Genomic DNA, 18,847 nt, shown 5'->3' on the forward strand with positions numbered 1-18,847 from the left:
GCGCGCCCCTTCATGTCGGTCTACCTGCCCGCCTGGAGGGCTGTCCAGGTCTGCGGACCGACGAGACCGTCCGCATCGAGCCCTCGGGAGGACTGGTAGTCGGTCACGGCCTGCCCGGTGAGCGGGCCGAACTGCCCGTCCACCGAGATGGTCCTGCCCAACGCGGCGGTCAGCGCCCGCTGGAGCCTGGAGACCGCCTCACCCGTGCTGCCCTGGCCCAACGAGGTCTGCGCGCCCGCGGAGAGCAGCGCGGTCCACGTCTGCCGCCCGACGATGCCGTCGGAGCCCAGGCCCTTGGCGGTCTGGAACGCGCGGACCGCCGCCTCGGTGGCGGGCCCGAACTGGCCGTCCACCGTGCCCGCGTCCTGCCCGTTCTGGTTGAGCAGGTACTGGAGCGCGTTCACCTGGGCGCCCGACGAGCCTGACCTCAGGGTCGAGTAGGACGGGAAGTCCAGCTCGGGCGTGCCCGGCTCGCCCGGGTCGCCCGGGTCGCCGCCGACCAGCTCCATGTAGTAGTTCCAGTCCCAGTTGGGACCGGGGTCGGTGTGGTCGTTGCCCGGCACCTCGGCGTGGCCGACGATGTGCTGCCGGTCGAGCGGGATGCCGTGCTCGGCCGCGAGGTGGGCGGTCAGCGAGGCGGACGAGCGGTACATCGAGTCCGTGAACCACTCCGGCTCGTCCACCCAGCCCTCGTGCTCGATGCCGATGCTGTTCGCGTTGGCCGAGCGCGCGTGCCACGCGGTGTCCCCGTCGCGCACGGTCTGCGTGACCTCGCCGTCCGACGAGCGGATGACGTAGTGGGCGCTGACCTGCGAGGCGGGGTTCTGGAACCAGCTGATCGAGCCCGCGTAGGAGCCCTGGGTGACATGGATGACCACGGTGTCGATGGCCGAGGAGCGGCCCGCCGCGTAGTTCGCGGTGTGCGCGGGGACCCACAGGGCCGGTGGGTAGTCCGCGCTGAGCGCGCCCACGTCGGCGGCGTCGAGGGAGCCGCGGTCGGGGAAGACGGGGCGCGGCGTGACCACCACCGTCTCACCGCCGTCGACGGCCGCCTCGACGCCCTTCTCCAACAGGTCGTAGACGGCGTCGGCGTACAGCCGCGCGGCCGCGTCCGACGAGGCGCCGCCGTACTCGACGACGATGTCGTACCAGGCGTCGACGTCGTCGTCCTGGCCTTCGATGTCCACGCCGAGGTCGTCGGCATACGCGCGTAGAACTGCCGCGGCGCCAAGGATGTTGGCCGGGGTGCTCTCGCGCAGCTCGTCGACGGGGAGGCCGGTCTCGTCGGCCGCCAGGTCGAGCGTTCGGTGGGTGGGGTTGTCGACCAGGTGCATCACGCCGTAGCCGCGGGCCTGGCTGGGGAGCCCGTCGTGGCCGTTGAGCCTGGTCTCGCCGTAGCCGACCGCGACCAGCAGGTCGCGGGGGACGTCATAGGCGGCCGCGGCCTCGTCGAACGCGGCGTTGACGCCCGAGGGGACGCGGGGCGAGTCGGTGGCGCCTGTGGCCGTCGCGGGCTGGGCCGAGGCGAGCAGGGCCGTCAGGGCCACGCCCGCCAGGGCCGTCGCGGCCAGGCGCCCGGTGGGGGCAGATCGTCTGAACACGCTTCTCCGTTCGCAGATCGGTACGCGGCGCCCCGTGGGGTCGGGCGCGCGCCTGATCCACCCTCAGGTCCGGGACATGGCCATGTCAACGACCCAGGGCCCGAAGTCGCCGACAAGTCGAATTGCCTTGACAGGAAAAATTGTCGGTGGAAGGGTGAGGGCATGCTGGAAGTGACCGTGATCGAGGACGCGTCGGCGGCGGCCGCGACGCTCGACCCCGTGCGGGCCAGGCTGCTGGCCGAGCTCGCGGTGGGCCCGGCGTCGGCGACGATGCTCGCGGGGCGGGTGGGCCTGCCGCGCCAGAAGGTGAACTACCACCTGAAGACCCTGGAGCGGCACGGCCTGGTCGAGTTGGCGGGCGAGCGGCGCAAGGGGAACGTCACCGAGCGCCTGATGCGCGCCTCCGCCGCCTCGTATGTGATCTCGCCGCTCGCGCTCGCGCAGGTGCAGCCGGACCCCGACCGCTTCCGCGACCACCTCTCCGCGCGCTGGATGCTCGCCGTCGCCGCCCGGCTGGTGCGCGACGTCGGATCGCTGATCACCGGCGCGGCGCGGGCCCGCAAGCGGCTGGCCACCTATGCGCTTGACGGCGAGATCCGCTTCGCCTCGGCGGCGGACCGCGCGGCGTTCGTCGAGGAGTTGACGCGGGGCGTCGGCGCGTTGATCGCCCGGTACCACGACGAGCACGGCGAGGGCGGGCGCGCCCACCGGATCGTCTTCGCGCTGCATCCGACGGTGCGGCCGGAGGGCGCGTCCCCCGGCTCGGACGGGGCTGGGGCGGGCTCGGACGCGCCCGCGTCGGGCGGGGAGGCGCCCGCGCTTGACCGGCCCTCGACCACATCTGACGGAGTTTGAGTCACCTACCCCTCTCCCACCTATAAGGAGCTGACCATGTCCGGAGAGTTTGAGATCGTTCGCGAGTTCGAGGTCGCCGCGAAGCCCCAGGAGGTCTGGGACGCGATCACGACCGGCACGGGCGGCTGGCTGTGGCCGTCGGAGTACAAGCCGGGGGAGGACGAGTCGATCACCACGTGGGACCCGCCCCACCGGCTGACGGTGCGCGAGGAGATCACGGATCCGTCGTTCGGCCAGACGCTCAACCAGCTCGACCACGTCATCGACGCGCGCGAGGGCGGCTCCTTCGTGCGGTACGTGCACAGCGGGATCTTCGTCGCCGACTGGGACAACCAGTACGACGGCGCCCAGAAGCACACCACCTTCTACCTGCACACCCTGCGGCAGTACCTGGAGCACTTCGCCGGGCGGCAGGCCGCGTTCACCACCGTGGACGGCCCCGCCGCCGCGGGTGCCCCCGACGCCCTGGAAACGGCGGCCCGCGCCCTCTCCCTCCCCGACGACGCGCCCGTGGGCGGCACGGTCCTGGTCACCCTGCCCGGCGTGGGCGAGACGGACGCGGTGCTCGACTACCGCGACCCGCACTTCATCGGCCTCCGCACGGACTCCGCGCTCTACCGCCTGTTCGGCCGGAACCACTTCGGGCACGTCGTCGGCGTCAGCGTCCACGATTTCGCGCCGAACGCGGGCTCTGCCGAGAGGGCTTGGCGTGAGTGGCTGGACGCGACCTGGGCGTGAGCGGGGGCTTGAACGGGGCGGCTACGGACGGTCCGGTGGCGTGTCTCGTCGTCCAGGGTGGCGACCACCGGGAAGACACGGCCGTCCGAGGGGCCCTCGAATCATCCGGCAGAGCGCGGGCCACGTAGGCCAGGCGTCCAAGCCGCCCCACCCGACCACCCCACACAACGCACGGTTGGAGCCCTCCGTTGATCGCCACGTTGCAATGCATAGTGCTCGACTGCCCGGATGTGCACGAGCTTGCCCGGTTCTACCGGTCGCTTCTCGGCGGCACCGTCAACCAGCCCGATCCCCGATGGGCCGTCGACGACGACTTCTCGACCCTTCACCCGGCCTCGGGCCCGATCCTCGGGTTCCAGCGCGTGAGGGACCACCGCCCGCCCCGGTGGCCGGACAGCGCGTACCCGCAGCAGTTCCATCTGGACCTCGAGGTCCCCGACATCGACCGGGCCCAGGAGCAGGTCCTCGCCCTCGGCGCCACGCCGCTCCACACCGACCCACGCGGCTGGACCATCCTCGCTGACCCGGCGGGCCACCCCTTCTGCCTCCTCAAGGGCCCATCGAGCGACGGTCGTTGACCACTGTGGGGAAGGAGCCATGCGACGTGATCCTCGTGAGCATGGTGGCTCTCGCGACGATCAACCCCGACGCCCAGAAGGTCCATGAGCACCACCTCGACCGTGCCTTCCGCAACGGTGAGCCGCAGCCGGACTCGCTGCACCAGGAGCTTCGTCGTGCTTGTCCACCCGTCCGGGATCGATCTGTCCGGCTCAGCCCTGCGACAGCTCTCGGCGGGTTCCGGGGTTGGTACCGCCACCGTCCACCGCTACGTCGTCGAAGCCGTTCAGGTCCTGGCCGCCCTGGCGGCTGCCGCGGAAGCCGCGGTGCAGCACCACCCGCATCACCGACCTGGTCAAAGCCGTCCTCACCCGCCACCTGGCAGCCTCGAGCTGAGGTTGGCAAGGGGATCAGTGACGTGCTGTCGGTGGCTGCTTCTACTGTTGCCTCATGGGGAACTATTTTCAGACCGTCGTCGACCTCGACGCCATGCATGCGGACGCCCGCACCCTGGCAGACAGCGGACTCGACTGGCTGGTCAGGGAGGGGATCGTTCGGGCCGAGCTCACCGACTGTGTTCTCGGGGCGCCGTCGGGGCATCCGCCCGGTCCCTCCTGGGCCAAGGCGGTCGGTCAGGAGGACTGGGAGCCCAGCGACGGACTCAGGATCGAGACCAGCCGCACCGTATTCGACTGCGGTCAGGGCGAGCCCAGGTTCGCGGTGTGCCCCCATTGTGCCGGGCGGGCGGATTTCTACACCGCCCGGCTGGAGGAGATCGAGGGTGCGTGGGAACCCTTCGGTGAGGCCATCAGCGCCTGGAGCGACACGGGCAGCGCGGCAGTCGCCTGCCCGCATTGTCGGCGCCCTGGTGACCTGACTGCGTGGACCTGGTCGGATGACTACTTCGCCTTCGGGTATCTCGGTTTCGAGTTCTGGGACTGGCCCGACTTCAGCCCCGGGTTCATCGAAGGTCTCTCCCGCGCGCTCGGTGGGCATCGCACGGTTCTCATGGAAGGCAAACTCTGAGGGAGCCGGAGTTCGTACGTCCTCCCTCCCTCCCCCCCCGCTCAGCCCGGGGGGTGCTCGGAGCATGGCGAACAGGCCGCTGATGCGTTGGCGGGCGAGGCGGAGGAGGCCTGGGTGTGGGTTTGTATGAGCTGCCGGTTGCAGCCTCGGGGCGCGTGTTCGCCGTGGACGGAGGTCCCGACGACCTCTTGGCCGGGGCGAGGCCAGCGTAGGAGGCGAGCTGGGCGGCGCCGGGGAGGCTGGTCACCGTCGCCGACGCCGGGTATCGGCGTCAGGACCGGGGGAAGAGGGTGAGCCTCCGGCAGGACGTTGATCTGGGCTTCCAGAGCCCGGCGCTGAGCGTTGCATGAGCCGAGTCCGAGTCCCTCTTCCGCTGGACCCAGTACGACGACCACGGACCTGGGATGGAGCTTCTCGGCGATCCCAGGAGCGCTCTCGAGATCGGGTGTGGGACCGGGTGGGCCGTTGCCCATCTCGCTCGCCAAGGGGTCGTCGCCACGGGCGTCGACCTCTCCCCTGTCATGGTGAAGAACGTCACCGAGCGGTGGGGCGCCACCGGCGCCGAGTTCGTCTTCTCCCAGCCGCCCGCGATCCCCGGCGCCCATGGGCCGCAGGGCATGTACAAGGGCGGGTTCGCGGGGTGTGCCAGGTACGCCTATCGCTATGCCTATCCGCCCCTGACCTGGGAGAGGCTGCTCAGGGCCGCCGGGTTCGAAGGGGCGGAGGTGACGGTGGTCGACGGTCCGGGGGCCGGGTGGATCGGGCCCCTCATCGGGCGTGCGACGGTGGCGTGAGGCCGTCCTGTCCTTCAACGGGGCCCGCGGCGTCGTCCGCTGCGTCGTCCGCGAGGCGGCGCAGGGCGGCGGCCTCGGGCGTGCCGGGGGCGGCGGTGAAGACCAGGAGGCGGCGGGGCGGGCTGGCGTCGAAGTGGGTGGACTCGTAGGAGAGGGTGAGCGCGCCCAGCCGGGGGTGGTTGATGCGTTTGGTGCCGTGCGACTTGACGTGCACCGTGTGTTCGGCCCAGTGGCGGCGGAAGTCCGCGTCGGCGGCCGACAGCTCGTCCACCAGCCGCCACAGCTCCGTGTCCTCGGGGAAGCTTCCGGCCGCGACGCGCAGTTGGCCGACCGCGTAGCGGACCATCGCGTCGCGGTCCGGGTAGCGCGCCGCGATGTCCGGGTCGAGGAGGTGCAGCCGCGCCAGGTTCCGTGCGGGCGCTGGCAGCCGTTCGAAGTCGGTGATCAGGCCGCGGGCCGCCCGGTTCCAGGCCAGCACGTCGAGCCGGTGCCCCACCAGCATCGCGGGCGCGGTGATCGCGTCGAGCAACTGCCGTACGCCCGGGCGCCCTTCAGGACCGCCGCCCGCGCCCCCCGCCCCGCCCGCCCCACCACGGTCACCGCCACCGTCCCCCGCGGCGGGGCGGGCCAGGCGGTACAGGTGGGTCCGTTCCGTCGCGTCCAGCCGCAGCGCCGTGGCCACGGCGTCGAGCACCGCGTCCGAGACGCCCTGGTTGCGGCCCTGTTCGAGCCGCACGTAGTAGTCGACGCTGACCCCCGCCAGATGGGCCAGCTCCTCGCGGCGCAGGCCCGGGACCCGGCGCCGCCCCGCGCCCGAGGCGAACCCGGCGTCCTCGGGCCGGATGCGGGCGCGCCGCGAGCGCAGGAACGCCCCCAGCTCGTTGCGTTCGCTCAGACGGGGCACCGGGCCATTGTCCCAGGCCCGTCCCGGTGGGTGGGTCTGGCAGACCCCCGGTGGAACGCGGCCACCGCTCCCGGCGCCGTGACGGGGCACGGTGGTCGCGGCGGGCAGCGGCCCGCCCAGCACAGGAGAGGTTTCCCATGCGGAGCAAACAACGACGATGTGCGCAGGTCACCGCGGTCGCGGCCCTGCTCGCGACCCTGGCGGCCCCGGCCGTCGCCACCGGCCACAGGCCGCCGCCCGACCCGGCCCCCGGCGGGCCGCAACGCCCCTACGAACCGGACGTCGACGGTCCGGTCGCCATCGACGAGCTGACGGTCGAGGTCACTCCGGACGGTGGCACGCGCAACGGCGTACGGGTCGCGTTCGACCGGGTGAGCACCAGCGAGCCCGCGGGGCCGCCGCCCGCGGCGCGTCGTTTCGTCTTCCTCTTCGACGAGGCGCTCCGCTTCCGGCCCGAGGCGTTCCCCACGTGCGACCGCGCGACCGTCGAGGAGCGCGGCGTCGCCGCCTGCCCGCCTGACTCCGTCATCGGCGGCGGCACCGGTCACCTCCACCCCGACGACGCCCAGGACCCCGAGGCCACCACCGTTGACGTGTACGTCCTCAACGCCCGCCACGACAACGGCCTGCGCGGCGCGTTGGTCGCGATCCCCGAGATCGGCTCCCTGCTCGAGCTGACCTGGGAGCCCGTCACCCGCGCCTACCGCGAACGCGGCTACCGCTGGGCGCTCGACGAGATCCTGCCGCCCAGCGACACGCCGCCCGAAGAGCGCCTCGGCACCGTGCGGTTCGAGATCGACTTCGGGGCGACGCGCCAGGTGCGCGGGCGCGCGGTCAGCTTCGCCGAGACGACAGGCCGCGCCGGTGGGCACCCCGCGGCCGCGCTCCGCTTCGGGCAGTGGGCCGAGTTCGTCACCGGGCAGATCGGCCTCACCGAGACCCTCGCCCGCCTCCGTCCACGGTCCTGACCCCCGGGAAACGGCGCCGTCCCTGACCCACCCTCGGGCCGCGGGCAGGCGGGGCGGCGTCCCACGGCCCGGAGTCGTACGGCCTCCGAGTCGTGCAGCCTCCGGGTTGGTACGGCCTCCGAGTCGTACGACTAACGTGAGGCCGCATGGAGATCGACGAGGCCCTGGTGCGGTCCATCCTGCGCGAGCAGCATCCGGATCTCGCCGCGCTCGACCTTCGGGCGCCCACGCGGGGGTGGGACAACGAGCTGTGGCGCCTGGGCGACGCGCTCGCCGTGCGCCTGCCGCGCACACCGCGCGCCCCCGATCTGCTGCGCAAGGAGCACCGTTGGCTCCCCGGCCTGGCCGCGCGCCTGCCGCTCCCGGTGCCGACGCCCGTCAGGTTCGGCGAGCCGTCCGCCCGTTTCCCCATGCCCTGGACCGTCGCGGCCTGGGTGCCGGGCGAGCCCGCCGACCGCGTCCCGCTCGCCGAAGGGCGCGGCGCGGCCGATCGACTGGCGGGCTTTCTGCGGGCGTTGCACCGCGACGCGCCCGCCGACGCGCCGGTCAACCCCGAGCGCGGCGTGCCGCTCGCGCGGCTCACCGACGGGTTCGACGAGGGGCTGCGCGCCGCCGCCGACCACGGCCTCCCCGGCGGGGCGCGGGAGGTGCGGGACGTGTGGGACGAGGCCGTCTCGGCGCCCGAGGCGAAGGGGCCGCCCGTGTGGCTGCACGCCGACCTCCACCCCGCGAACGTCGTCGTCGCGGACGGCACGCTCGCCGGCGTCATCGACTTCGGCGAGCTGTGCGCGGGGGACCCGGCGGTCGATCTGGCCGCCGCGTGGCTGCTCCTGCCGTCGGGCGCGCACACGCGCTTCTTCGACGCCTACGGGGACGTGGACGACGCGGCGATCCGGCGCGCCCGCGGGTGGGCGGTGCGGGCCGCCCTCGGTCTTCTCGCCATCGGCAGGGCCGGGGAACGCGGCCTCCCCGGCGGCAAGCCCACGTGGGGCCCCGCGGGCCGAGCGGCGATCGAACGCGTGCTTGCGTCTCGCTGAAACGCCTCGCGCCGAAACGCCGCCCGCACGCCCGGCGATCCGGTGCTGTGGCCCCGGCCCTGGCCCGCGACCCCGGGCGCCGCGAGTCGCTCAGTGTGGCGTCCACATCATCCCGGTCGTCGCGTCGCCGAGTGTGCCGTCGGGGGCGAAGTGGACCCGCACCTCGTACAGGCCGAACTCCCCGCTGAGGAAGTCGGGCAGGCCATGGCCGTGCACGGGCCGCCCGAGGCGCGTGAAGTACGCCTCGGCGACCGCCCGCATGACTCGGGGGCGTTCATCCGCGGGCGTCTGGCCGTGCAGCCAGCTCGCCCCGGCCTTCGCCTCGGCCGCCGCCGCGTCGGGGAACGTCGAGGGGCCCAGGTCGCGCCCGGTCACGCGCGCGTCGGTGACCGCGAGGAACTGGCCGCCCAGCGACGTGAACACCAGGCCCGCGCAGGTCGCCGCGGCCCGCGTCAGGCCGACGGCAAGCGCCTCGGGCGTCAGATAGGGCGCCAACTCAAGGCGGCCATCCGCCAGTTCGGGGATGTCCACATCCTCGGGCAGGCCCGCGGCCGCGCGGTAAGCGGCCCTGATGTCCTCGGTGCCAGGCGCCCACGCGAACCAGCCCTCGCCCAGGTCGTAGCTCCCCAGGGCGCGCGCCGCCAGCGCCCCGCCGGGGAAGCGCAGCTCGCCCGCCGCCGCGTCCCACACCGGCGGCCGCCCCTCGAACCCCAGGTGCTCGCCCGCGTAGTCGACCATCGCCGCCGTCTCCCGCAGCGAGTAGGCGATGGACCGCGCGGTCGCCATCAGCAACGGGGCCGGAAAACAACGGTCGGCGTCGATCTCGTCCCGACGTGGATCGATCAACTCCTGTTCGTCGGCGGCCGCCAGAGCTGCGGGCCCGCCGTCCGCGCCCGTCAGGGACACCTCCCGCACCGCGCCCCCGCCGAGCGTCACCGTCACCGTGTCGCCCTCGGGCAGCCGCCCGGCGAACCCCTCCCCGGTCGCCGAAGGCTTCACCCCGTGCCGGGCGAACCACCCCTTGACCGCCACCGACGCGTCGCGGCCCGGCAGCAGCGCCGGGCCCGCCAGCAGCGCGTCGACCAGCCGCCGCGGACGCGGCTCGGCCCGCGGCACGGCCGGGTCGTCGGTGACGAGGAGGGCCAGGCCCCGCTCGTTCAGCGCGCACACCGCCGCGCCCCTGGCGTCGAGCAGGCCCATGCAGATCAGCAGCAGGTGGTGGGCGGCGAGCCGAGGGTCGGGGAAGCCGGTGAGGTCGAGCGTGCGCCCCGCCAGCTCGGGCACGTCGTCCCACTCGCCGATCTCCCGTAGCGACGCGGAGAGTTGGGCGCCCCGCGTCCCGGCGAGCGAGTCGTTCCCCCACGCCCACAGCCAGGCGCCGTCGAGCGCGTAGGTGCCGAGGACATGGCCGCGGAGCGTGACCCCGCCCCGCCACAGCGAGGGGGCGTCGAGGTCGAAGCGGGTGGCGCCGTGCGGGACGAGCGTGTCGAAGAGGTCGAGCTGCTCGGAGACCCAGGCGAGACGGGGCCGGGCGAGAGCGAGAAGTGCGTCGCTGAAGGTGCTCATGATCATCAACGACTCCGACGACGCCCGAACGGTTCCCCGCCGTGCCCCACCGCACCCCGCCGCGCCCCCGGCGCCGCGCACACCCGCGCCCGCCGCGACCAGCCGCTACAGCCAGCCGCGCTCGTGGGCCATGCGGAACGCCTCGGCGCGCGACGCGACGCCCAGCTTGCCGACCGCCGCGGCCAGGTGGTTGCGCACCGTGCCGTTGGACAGCCGGGTGCGGCGGGCGATCAGCGCCACGGGTGTGTCGTACTCAGCGAGCCGCAGCACCTCCAACTCCCGTGGCGTCAGCGGGCACGCGGGCGCGGTCAGCGCGTCGGCGGCGAGCGCGGGATCGACGTAACGGCCCCCCGCGTGGACGCGGCGGATCACATCGGCGAGCGCCCCTCCTGGCGACCCCTTGGGCAGGAACCCCTTGGCGCCCGAGGCCAACGCGCGCTGGAGATGGGGCGGGCGGCCATGGCCCGTGAGGATCACGACCCCGCACGACGGCAGCGCCGCGGCGAGCTCCGACGTCACCTCGAGGCCGTCGAGGCCGGGCATCTGGAGGTCCACCACCGCCACGTCGGGCGTGTGCGCCAACGCGGTCTCCACCGCGCCCCGCCCGTCCGCGGCCTGCGCGACGACCTCGATGTCCGCCTCCAGATCGAGCAGCGCGGCCAGCGCCACCCTGATGAGGTCCTCGTCGTCGGCCAGGAGGACGCGAACGGGTCTCCCCCCTGGGCCCGTCGGGCGCTGCGCGGTCATGGCACCAGGGTAGGCGCGACCGGTTCCGGTGAGCCCTGGGATGTGGAACGGGGAGGTGTCTCCGCAGCGCTGATCGGATCGCCGCTCGGCGTACCGAACGACCGACTTTGCAGATACTGACCTTGGCGTGCGGGTCGGCGTGGAAGAACGTGGGGCCCGCGTCGCAGCCCTGGAAGGGGGTCCGTTCACGTAGGTGCTTGCTTGACTGTGCCAGCAGGGATTCGGGGTCGCCGTAGATGGTCGGCGTCATGTTCGTGTGGACGTGGTGCGTCAAGCCCCGGTCTTCGGCCATGGCGACCATGGCATCAATCTCCCCGGAACTGTCTTCCGTGACCACGATATTCAGCCGCACCGGAAGTCCGGCCTCGCTCGCTGCGGCCATACCGCGCTGGAACGCCTTCCATGCACCGCGACGGGGTGAGGCCGTCGAAGCTTGTCTCGCTTGCACCGTAGAAGATCCGGAACGCGCGCAGGCCGGTCAGGCGCTCGGCCGGTCCCGGGGCGGACTGCGACGTCGGGCCGCTCGCAGGCACCCAGTACCGCACCCGCCGCACATCCCGGCCGGGGCACCGGGCGAAGCGGCGCTGGCTCGTTCTTCGACGGCACGGCGGGCCTGGGCGACAGCGCGCTCAACGGTGCGGGGGCCAGCAGGTACTCGACGGCGCGGGGGCGCGCGTCGTCCGTGGCCTGCTCGACCGCGGCCGCCACGTCGGCCAGGCAGTGGCAGGAACGACGCTCTGCTTCGGCGGCCACCGACTCATACAGCTCGTGCAGCTCGGAGTTCGGCCAGCGCCATCCGGTCCGTTCTTTGCGGTGCCCCGCTCAGACGGTGCATCACTATCCACTCTCCATCCGCGAATGCTCCGGTGAAGATGGAGGATCTCCGGGTGGCACCGTTGTGCCAGAGCAGAGGCCCCGCGGCGTGCCATGTAGGAGCCGGGGCACCCAGAGTCCGGTCGATCAGCACCCCGGTGATCAGCCGTCCTACCGTTGTGCACGATGCCCACATACCGGCGGCCGGCAGAACCGCCCCGTCCAGGGTCCAGGGCTTCGACCGGTACCTGAACCTGCTCCGAGAGAGGAGACGAGTCTCCCCGGAGGGGCGGGCCGTCATCGCTCCCGGGGGCACACCGAGGGGAGCGAGTACATGTTCATGTGCGAGTTCCTCAAATCCCGCTCCTGCCGCGGAGCTCAGCGCTGCACCCAGAATCGCGTAGCCGAGATTGGAGTACTTCCCATGTTCCCCCGGAGGGCCGGTGATGAGTTGGTCGAGCCGTGCGAGAAGGTCCCGCAGGGCCTGATCGGTGAAGTCCCGCCACGGGTCGTTGAAACCGCTACGAAGCCCTGGGGGGACGCGCGGCAGACCCGCGGTGTGAGAGGCCAGATGTTGCAGAGTTATCCCTGTGCCCGGGGCAGCGGGCAGCCATTTCTCGACCGGATCGGCTGGCGACACCATGCCAGCCGCAGACATTCGCATCAGTGCGGTGCCAGTGATGACCTTCGTCAGCGATCCGATCTCGACATGTTTCTCGGGGTCGTGTCCGGGGGTGACTTTGGGCCACAGGTTACTGCTGCCCAGCACACAGGTGGGTGCCGAGAAGATCACTCGGCACCCCCTGTGTTCAGCCTCCGCCTGACGAACGGGTACACAATGAGGTATCCGGCGCCTACACAGGCACTGAACTGGAGTGCCCATGGAGCGATAGAACCGAGAGAGTGCCCGAGCACACTGCCCAGACCGAGCACAGCAGGGAACGTCATTGCAGCCACTGTGATCCCGTGGACAAGGTAGTCCCTCCGTGTCCTTACCCTGTCAGGAAGAAATAAGCTGAGAAACTCGAACAAGAGTGACACTAAGCTGTTTCCTTGGATTCCATTGTGGAGACGCCGCTGGGCCGGTCACTGTTGTCGACCGCTTCGATCGCTTCCGTTGCCTGGGAGACTCGGCTTCCGCCGAGGCGTTTGACCGAGTCTCGTGCCCAGTCCAGCGCTCTGTCAATGGCGCCCGACAGGAACACCAGGTCACAGGCCACCATTGTCAGCGCGAAGCTCGTCAATCCCATGATCACGGCGATCGACAGGTGAAATCCGATAGACGCCGCAGCGGCCCATGGACGGATACGCGGAACGAGGACCCCGAGAGGGAAATAGATCAGGAATATGACCGTCGCGTAGGTGCCCAGGTAGACCAGCAGGTCGTTCTCGTAGATGATGCTGGACACACCGGGCAGCTCGAATTCGTCCACCCGGAGGATGTAGAAAAGCGCGGTGCCGTCCTGCCACACCTGACCTTGCACCTTGTAGAGACCGCTGACCATATAGACCAGGCAGATCTGTACAGCGACAGCAGCGACTCCCAGGTTGTGCAGCGGTACCGCCACCGCCCTCGCCATGGAAGGGACACGCTCGGACAGCTTGGTTGCCATGCTGCGGGGCGGCCAGTGGACACCCTTCAGCGATAAAGCGTATTGGGCAATGCGCTCGCCCCGCAGAACCGGCTACGCTGGGGCGTCAACCTCCGTGCACCAGACCACAGGCGGGACGCGCGGGCGGGCGGCCAGCGACAGCCAACGGCAGGGAAGTCCATGGGAAGAACGAGGCGCCGCACCGGCGCGGGCGGCGCCCGGCGGGTCACGCAGGCCGATGTCGCCGCGCACGCGGGCGTGTCGACCGGGATCGTCTCCTCGGTGATCAACGAGCGGGACTACGGCTCGATCAGGGTCAGCCAGGCCACCAGGGACCGGGTGTGGAGGTCGGTCAAGGAGCTCGGCTACGTCCCCAACATCGCCGCCCGCAACCTGGCCCGCGGCAGCAACCGCCTGATCGGCGTCTTCACCTACCAGCCGCTCTTCCCGCTGGAGAGCCGGGACTTCTACCACGAGTTCCTGGTCGGCATCGAGGAGGAGGCCGAGCGCGCGGGGTACCACCTGCTGCTGTTCACCGGGTCCCAGAACGCCGGGCGCCAGCGGTCGATCTACGCGGAGGGCATCAACAGCCTCCAGCTCGCGGACGGTTCGGTCCTGGTCGGCACCGACGAGTCAAGCGAGGAGATCGCCAGGCTCGCCGCCGACTCCTACCCGTTCGTCTTCGTCGGGCAGCGCGAGATCCCCGGCGTCGAGCTGTCCTATGTGGCCGCCGACTACCTCGGCGGCACCGCGGCCATCGTCCACGAGCTCGCCGCGCGCGGCCACCGCCGCATCGCCATGGTGCAGAGCGCGCACGGCCACGAGGGCATCCCCGGGCGCCGCGCGGGCTTCCGCCGCGCCCGCGCCGAGCTGGGCCTGAGCGCGGCCGACGCCCCCGTGCTCACCCTGGGCGAGCCACCGCTCGGCGTCGACTCCGACGGCACGCTCGCCGACGCGACCGCCGCCGCTGCGTGGGCGGCCGGGCGGGGCGCGACGGCCCTGGTGGTCGAGGACTCCACGCACGCCGTCCACATCAGGGACGCCGCCGAGCGCGCGGGCCGCTCGGTCCCGGGCGACCTGGCGCTCGTCGGCCTGAGTGGGGCGCCGGAGCGCCCCGGTGTCGCCGATCTCGCCGAAATCAGCATCCCGCGCCGGGAGATGGGCCAGGAGGCGGTGCGCGCGCTGGTGGGGCTGCTGGCCGATCCCGGCGCGGCGCCGCCGCGCGTCACCCTCGACTGCTCGCTGCGCGAGGGCCCGAGCCTGGGGCCGCCGCGCGACGTCGACTGACGCGTGGCGCGGCGGCGGGACCGGGGCCCCGGCGGTCATTTGAGGGTCTTGTGCCCGACAATAAAGCGCATTATCGTCGCCTCCTGTGACTTCAGGCGCGCGCACGGCACCGGATGAACGGGCCCATGACCGACGGATCGACGACCTGCTGGCCCGCATGACGGTCGCCGAGAAGCTGGGCCAGCTCCAACAGCTGGCGTGGACCGGCGACACGGGCCCCGGCGGTGGCCAGAACCACCTGGTGGAGTCCGCCGCCCGCGCGGGCACGTTGGGCTCCGTGCTCAACCTGTACGGGGCCGGGCACACCAACGCCCTTCAGCGCGTCGCCGTGGAGGAGACCCGGCTGGGCATCCCGCTGCTGTTCGGCTTCGACGTGATCCACGGCTGCTTGACCACCTTCCCCATCCCGCTGGGGCAGGCGGCCAGCTTCGACCCCGCGGTCGCTGAACGGGACGGCGAGGTGGCGGCCCGCGAGGCGCGTTCGCTCGGCATGCACTGGACGTTCGCGCCGATGATGGATGTCTCGCGCGACCCCCGTTGGGGCCGGATCGCCGAGAGCAACGGCGAAGACCCGTATCTCACCGCCGCGTTCGCCGCCGCCAAGGTGCGCGGGCACCAGGGCACCGACCCGGCCGAGCTGGCCCTTCCGCACCGCGTCGCGGCGTGCGCCAAGCACCTCGCCGCCTACGGCGGGGCGGAGGGTGGCCGCGACTACAACACCGTGGACGTCTCGGAGCAGCGGCTGCGCAACGTCTACCTGCCGCCCTTCAAGGCCGCCGTGGACGCCGGAGTCGCCACGGTCATGGCCGCGTTCAACACCGTGAGCGGCGTCCCCGCGCACGCCTACGCGCACCTGCTGACCGAGATCCTCAAGGAGGAGTGGGGCTTCGAGGGAACGGTCGTCAGCGACTGGAACGGTGTCGCCGAGCTCGTGTCGCACGGCTTCGCCGAGGACGCCGCCGACGCGGCCCGCGCCGCCCTGTCCGCCGGTGTCGACATGGAGATGGTCAGCCCTCATCTGGCCGACCATGGCGAGGAGTTGCTGGCGAGCGGCGCCATCGCGACCGAACGCCTCGACGACGCCGTCGCGCGGATCCTGCGCCTGAAGCTCCGACTCGGCCTGTTCGAGCGGCCCTACACCGACGAACGCGCCGAACTCACCGCGCCCACCCCCGAGTCGAGGCAGGCCGCGCGCGAAGTCGCGAGCCGCTCCTTGGTGTTGCTGAAGAACGAGGGGCCCGTCCTGCCGCTGAGCCCCTCGGCCGGATCGATCGCCGTCGTCGGGCCGTTCGCCGACTCGGACGACCTGCACGGCACATGGGCGGGCCCGGGCGCCTCACGCTTCCCCGCGACCACCGTGCTCGAGGGGCTGCGGGCCGCGGCGCCCGAGGCCAGGATCGCCCACGCGGCGGAAGGCGAGGCCGCGCTCGCCGCGGTGCGCGACGCCGACGTGGCGGTCGTGGTGGTCGGGGAGCCCTCCGCGATCAGCGGCGAGGCGTCGTCCCGTTCCGACATCCGACTCCCTTCGGGGCAGCCGGAGTTGATCCACGCGGTGGCGGCGACGGGGAAGCCGTTCGCCGTCGTGCTGCTGAACGGGCGGCCGTTGGACGTGAGCGACTGGATCGACGCGGCGCCCGCCGTGGTCGTCGCCTGGCACCCCGGCATCGAGGGCGGCCGGGCGATCGCCGACGTCCTGTTCGGCGCGGTCAACCCCGGCGGCAAGCTCCCCGCGACCTTCCCCCGCTCGGTCGGCCAGGTCCCCCTCACCTACGCGCACGAGAACACAGGCCGCCCCGCGCCGCCCGACAGCGCCCCCGACGCGTTCGTCTCCCGCTACCTCGACCTGCCGACGGGGCCGCTGTTCCCGTTCGGGCACGGCCTGAGCTACACGACGTTCGAGACGGGCGCCCCGGTGCTCGACGTGGACACCGTCTCCACCGCCGACCTCCACGCGGGCGCGGCGGTGCATGTCACCGTCCGCGTCACCAACACCGGCACGCGCGCGGGCGACGAGGTCGTCCAGCTCTATCTGCACGACCGGGCGGCCTCCATCGTCCAGCCGGTCCGCCGCCTGCGCGGCTTCCAACGGGTCACCCTCGCCCCCGGCGAGTCGACCGAGCTTCGATTCACGCTGGGCGCCGAGGACTTCGGGTTCTGGACCAACGACTCGCGCGGGGAGTTCCGCCTGGAGCCCGGGCGGGTGGATGTGTACGCGGGCTCCAGCGTGGTGGCCTCGGGGCGGGTGAGTGTCGCGTTGACCCGTTGAGGGGGGCGCTGCGCGGGCGCGGGCGGCGGGGGCGGCTACGGGCTGGACGTCCTCCCGTTCGCCGTCCGCCGGGTGTCTGGTGTTGTGGTGGGTGCGGGTCAGTGATGGCACCTACGGGGGAGGGGGCGTCGGGTGTGCGGCCGTCTCGGTAAACGGTCTCCGTTTGGGTGCCTGGGACCGTTCGCCGAACGGGCGCGGCCGCGTCCCTCGTTGGCGGCCGTTTTCCCGGTGGTCGCTTACGGTGGCGCGCACCCTTCGGGCCTGCCCTGGCCGCCGCTCTCGTCGTTCACCGCGCGCACGTTGAGCTTATGAAGCAGGCCGGTGCTTATCCGCGGCTTATGCCGGGGCGGATGCTCTTTTGAAACGGCGCACACTTTGGGTTGAACAGAACGTGCCCCGTTTCAGAAAAGACCCCGACCTCCTGTAAGGGCTGTCCCGCAATCGGCCTTTGGCTTCGATCGGCTGGGTCGAGGGCCTGCCTGTGCGGGAGGTATCAGGTGGTTACGCAGAGCGGTGGGGCACCTGGTGTCTCAGGTGCCGTGGGTCCCCGGCGCGCCGTATCGGGCGAGCATGGTCAGCACCGCTTGGTCGACCGCGTTGGTGATGGCGGTGTCGTCGGGCTCCCAGCGTGCGAGCAGCATCCGCGGCCAGAACACGTAGTTGGAGATCATCCCGAGGAATTGCGTCGCCGCCATCTCCGCATCGTCGAGCAGGGCTGTACCGGCGGCGTTCTCCGCTGCCAGGTAGCGGCGGACCGATTCGAAGTAGGGCATCTTGCCGAGCTTGAACTGGGTCTCGCCGAGCTCCGGGAAGCGCGGTACCTCGGCGATGACGATGCGGAAGAGGGCGGCCATGCCGGGCTGGGTGAGAAGCGCCACGTATCGGCGTCCGATGGTCTCAAGCCCTGCGCGGAGGTTCCCTGGCTCGGGGAGGGGCGCCTCCTCCTCGTCGACCTTCCAGTATTCGGTGACGATCGCCTCGAACAGGGCCGCTTTGGTGGTGAACTGCTTGAACAGAGTCGCCCTCGACACTCCGGCCGCCTCGGCGATGCGGGCCAGCGAGGTGCCGTCGTAGCCGGAGTCGAGGAACAGCCTTGTCGCTGCCTCGATGATGGACGTCCGCTTCTGCGCTGCCACGCGCCGGTGGTATCCCGAAGGCTGTGCCGTCATGCCCTTCAGTATGCCTCTCGCTACGAGGTGAGTCACTTGACTCACCTCTAGCTCTCCCCTTACCTTGAGAGAGGAGGTGAGTCACTCGGCTCACCATTAGCGTAGGCCTGGAAGGAAGCAGCATGGGACGCTTTGAGGGCCAGACCGTCATCGTCACGGGCGGCAGCGGGGGCATGGGCAGCAGTCATGTGCGGGGCTACCACGCCGAGGGGGCGAACGTCGTCATCGCTGGCCGCGACGACGACGCCAGCCGCGATCTCGCTGCTCAGCTCGGTCATCGGGCTCTGTCCGTTCACCTGGATGTCGCCAGCGAGGACGACTGGGCGGCGGTGGTGCGCGAAGTCGAAGGCCACTTCGGGCCGATCACCATCCTGGTGAACAACGCGGGCGTCCAGAACCCGGCGGCCCCTGTCGAGCACACCGAACTCCGCACCTGGGAACACATCTTCAGCGTCAACGTCACCGGCCAGTTCCTCGGCATCAGGGCCGTGGCTCCGTCGATGCGCAGGGGCGGTGGCGGAACCATCGTCAACGTCGCCTCGACCATGGCCCACGTCGGCACGGCCTTCTACGCCCCCTACACCGCCAGCAAGTGGGCCGTGCGCGGGCTGACCAAGACGGCCGCGCTGGAGCTGGGGCGGGACAACATCCGGGTCAACTCCCTCCACCCCGGCGTCGTCTCCACACCACTGATCAACGAACCCACCGTCGCGGGTCAGCCAGCCATCGCCGACTTCTACTCGCCCGATCCGTTCGCCATCCCCCGCCTCGCCGAACCCTCTGAGATCACCCGCCTGTTGCTCTTCATCACCTCCCAGGACGCATCTTTCGCCACGGGCTCGGAATTCGTCCTGGACGGGGGCCTGTTGCTCGGCCCCGCACTCCAACCCGAAGCCGACATCGCAGCGTGAGCTGGCCTTGCAGTA

At 71.7% G+C, this 18,847-nt stretch carries 18 protein-coding genes and 1 pseudogene; 10 read left to right on the forward strand and 9 right to left on the reverse strand.

Annotated features, from left to right (window positions below):
* Nucleotides 1-20: 20 nt before the first annotated feature.
* Nucleotides 21-1,601 (reverse strand): peptidoglycan recognition protein family protein, encoded by a 1,581-nt coding sequence (locus D7318_RS16465; RefSeq protein WP_230423797.1) that lies wholly within the window; start codon nt 1,599-1,601, stop codon nt 21-23.
* A 162-nt stretch (nt 1,602-1,763) separates the two neighbouring features.
* On the opposite strand from D7318_RS16465, the gene D7318_RS16470 reads away from it, so the two are divergent.
* The 3 genes from D7318_RS16470 (at nt 1,764) to D7318_RS16480 (ending at nt 3,772) form a co-directional block, all read left to right on the forward strand.
* A complete protein-coding gene (locus D7318_RS16470) occupies nt 1,764-2,456 on the forward strand; it encodes an ArsR/SmtB family transcription factor (RefSeq protein ID WP_120697879.1) in 693 nt (230 codons plus the stop codon).
* A 36-nt stretch (nt 2,457-2,492) separates the two neighbouring features.
* A complete protein-coding gene (locus D7318_RS16475) occupies nt 2,493-3,194 on the forward strand; it encodes an SRPBCC family protein (RefSeq protein ID WP_120697880.1) in 702 nt (233 codons plus the stop codon).
* 188 nt (nt 3,195-3,382) lie between these two features.
* Nucleotides 3,383-3,772: a VOC family protein gene (locus tag D7318_RS16480; RefSeq protein ID WP_120697881.1), complete on the forward strand. Its 390-nt coding sequence runs from the start codon at nt 3,383-3,385 to the stop codon at nt 3,770-3,772.
* A 192-nt stretch (nt 3,773-3,964) separates the two neighbouring features.
* Here D7318_RS16480 and D7318_RS34955 read toward each other — a convergent pair whose 3' ends face one another.
* Complete coding sequence (locus tag D7318_RS34955; protein WP_408055497.1) at nt 3,965-4,123, reverse strand: hypothetical protein; 159 nt, start codon at nt 4,121-4,123, stop codon at nt 3,965-3,967.
* A 79-nt stretch (nt 4,124-4,202) separates the two neighbouring features.
* Between D7318_RS34955 and D7318_RS16495 the strand changes: the two genes are divergently transcribed.
* Nucleotides 4,203-4,778: a hypothetical protein gene (locus tag D7318_RS16495; protein WP_120697882.1), complete on the forward strand. Its 576-nt coding sequence runs from the start codon at nt 4,203-4,205 to the stop codon at nt 4,776-4,778.
* Here D7318_RS16495 and D7318_RS16500 read toward each other — a convergent pair.
* Nucleotides 4,764-5,134, reverse strand: a pseudogene (locus D7318_RS16500) (IS110 family transposase); the annotation flags it as partial. The gene D7318_RS16495 and the pseudogene D7318_RS16500 sit on opposite strands and share 15 nt — an antisense overlap.
* Before the next feature lie 48 nt (nt 5,135-5,182).
* Here D7318_RS16500 and D7318_RS16505 point away from each other — a divergent pair.
* Nucleotides 5,183-5,572, forward strand: a complete 390-nt coding sequence (locus D7318_RS16505; RefSeq protein WP_120697883.1) for a class I SAM-dependent methyltransferase — start codon at nt 5,183-5,185, stop codon at nt 5,570-5,572.
* On the opposite strand, the gene D7318_RS16510 is transcribed toward D7318_RS16505, so the two are convergent.
* Nucleotides 5,547-6,476: a helix-turn-helix transcriptional regulator gene (locus tag D7318_RS16510; RefSeq protein WP_230423798.1), complete on the reverse strand. Its 930-nt coding sequence runs from the start codon at nt 6,474-6,476 to the stop codon at nt 5,547-5,549. The genes D7318_RS16505 and D7318_RS16510 overlap by 26 nt on opposite strands.
* Nucleotides 6,477-6,613: 137 nt before the next feature.
* Between D7318_RS16510 and D7318_RS16515 the strand changes: the two genes are divergently transcribed.
* Entirely contained in the window at nt 6,614-7,444 is an 831-nt protein-coding gene (locus D7318_RS16515) for a hypothetical protein (RefSeq protein WP_220729654.1), read from the forward strand.
* A 146-nt stretch (nt 7,445-7,590) separates the two neighbouring features.
* Nucleotides 7,591-8,481 (forward strand): aminoglycoside phosphotransferase family protein, encoded by an 891-nt coding sequence (locus tag D7318_RS16520; protein WP_120697884.1) that lies wholly within the window; start codon nt 7,591-7,593, stop codon nt 8,479-8,481.
* Nucleotides 8,482-8,571: 90 nt separating this feature from the next.
* Here the strand turns inward: D7318_RS16520 and D7318_RS16525 are convergent, their stop codons facing one another.
* The 4 genes from D7318_RS16525 to D7318_RS16550 all read right to left on the reverse strand — a co-directional run bounded on the left by D7318_RS16525 (nt 8,572) and on the right by D7318_RS16550 (nt 13,220).
* Entirely contained in the window at nt 8,572-10,047 is a 1,476-nt protein-coding gene (locus D7318_RS16525; protein WP_147437734.1) for a DUF6882 domain-containing protein, read from the reverse strand.
* A 105-nt stretch (nt 10,048-10,152) separates the two neighbouring features.
* The gene (locus tag D7318_RS16530; protein WP_120697886.1) at nt 10,153-10,794 is read right to left on the reverse strand and encodes a response regulator transcription factor; all 642 of its coding nucleotides are present in this window, start codon (nt 10,792-10,794) and stop codon (nt 10,153-10,155) included.
* Nucleotides 10,795-11,551: 757 nt separating this feature from the next.
* Entirely contained in the window at nt 11,552-12,490 is a 939-nt protein-coding gene (locus D7318_RS16540) for a serine hydrolase domain-containing protein (RefSeq protein ID WP_230423799.1), read from the reverse strand.
* A gap of 157 nt (nt 12,491-12,647) precedes the next feature.
* Nucleotides 12,648-13,220, reverse strand: coding sequence for an HTTM domain-containing protein (locus D7318_RS16550; protein WP_120697888.1), 573 nt, complete (start codon nt 13,218-13,220; stop codon nt 12,648-12,650).
* 159 nt (nt 13,221-13,379) lie between these two features.
* Here D7318_RS16550 and D7318_RS16555 point away from each other — a divergent pair, with 159 nt between their 5' ends.
* Nucleotides 13,380-14,486 carry a LacI family DNA-binding transcriptional regulator gene (locus tag D7318_RS16555; protein WP_120697889.1) on the forward strand — a complete coding sequence of 369 codons (1,107 nt, stop codon included), beginning with the start codon at nt 13,380-13,382 and terminating at the stop codon, nt 14,484-14,486.
* A 157-nt stretch (nt 14,487-14,643) separates the two neighbouring features.
* On the forward strand, nt 14,644-16,752 hold the full coding sequence (locus tag D7318_RS16560; RefSeq protein ID WP_120697890.1) for a glycoside hydrolase family 3 N-terminal domain-containing protein: 2,109 nt from the start codon (nt 14,644-14,646) through the stop codon (nt 16,750-16,752).
* A gap of 530 nt (nt 16,753-17,282) precedes the next feature.
* On the opposite strand, the gene D7318_RS16565 is transcribed toward D7318_RS16560, so the two are convergent.
* Nucleotides 17,283-17,921, reverse strand: a complete 639-nt coding sequence (locus D7318_RS16565; RefSeq protein WP_120697891.1) for a TetR/AcrR family transcriptional regulator — start codon at nt 17,919-17,921, stop codon at nt 17,283-17,285.
* A 122-nt stretch (nt 17,922-18,043) separates the two neighbouring features.
* Here D7318_RS16565 and D7318_RS16570 point away from each other — a divergent pair, with 122 nt between their 5' ends.
* Nucleotides 18,044-18,832 carry an SDR family NAD(P)-dependent oxidoreductase gene (locus D7318_RS16570; protein ID WP_120697892.1) on the forward strand — a complete coding sequence of 263 codons (789 nt, stop codon included), beginning with the start codon at nt 18,044-18,046 and terminating at the stop codon, nt 18,830-18,832.
* Nucleotides 18,833-18,847 lie beyond the last annotated feature (15 nt).

Source organism: Streptomyces radicis (genome assembly GCF_003626575.1).
Lineage (GTDB): Bacteria > Actinomycetota > Actinomycetes > Streptomycetales > Streptomycetaceae > Streptomyces > Streptomyces radicis.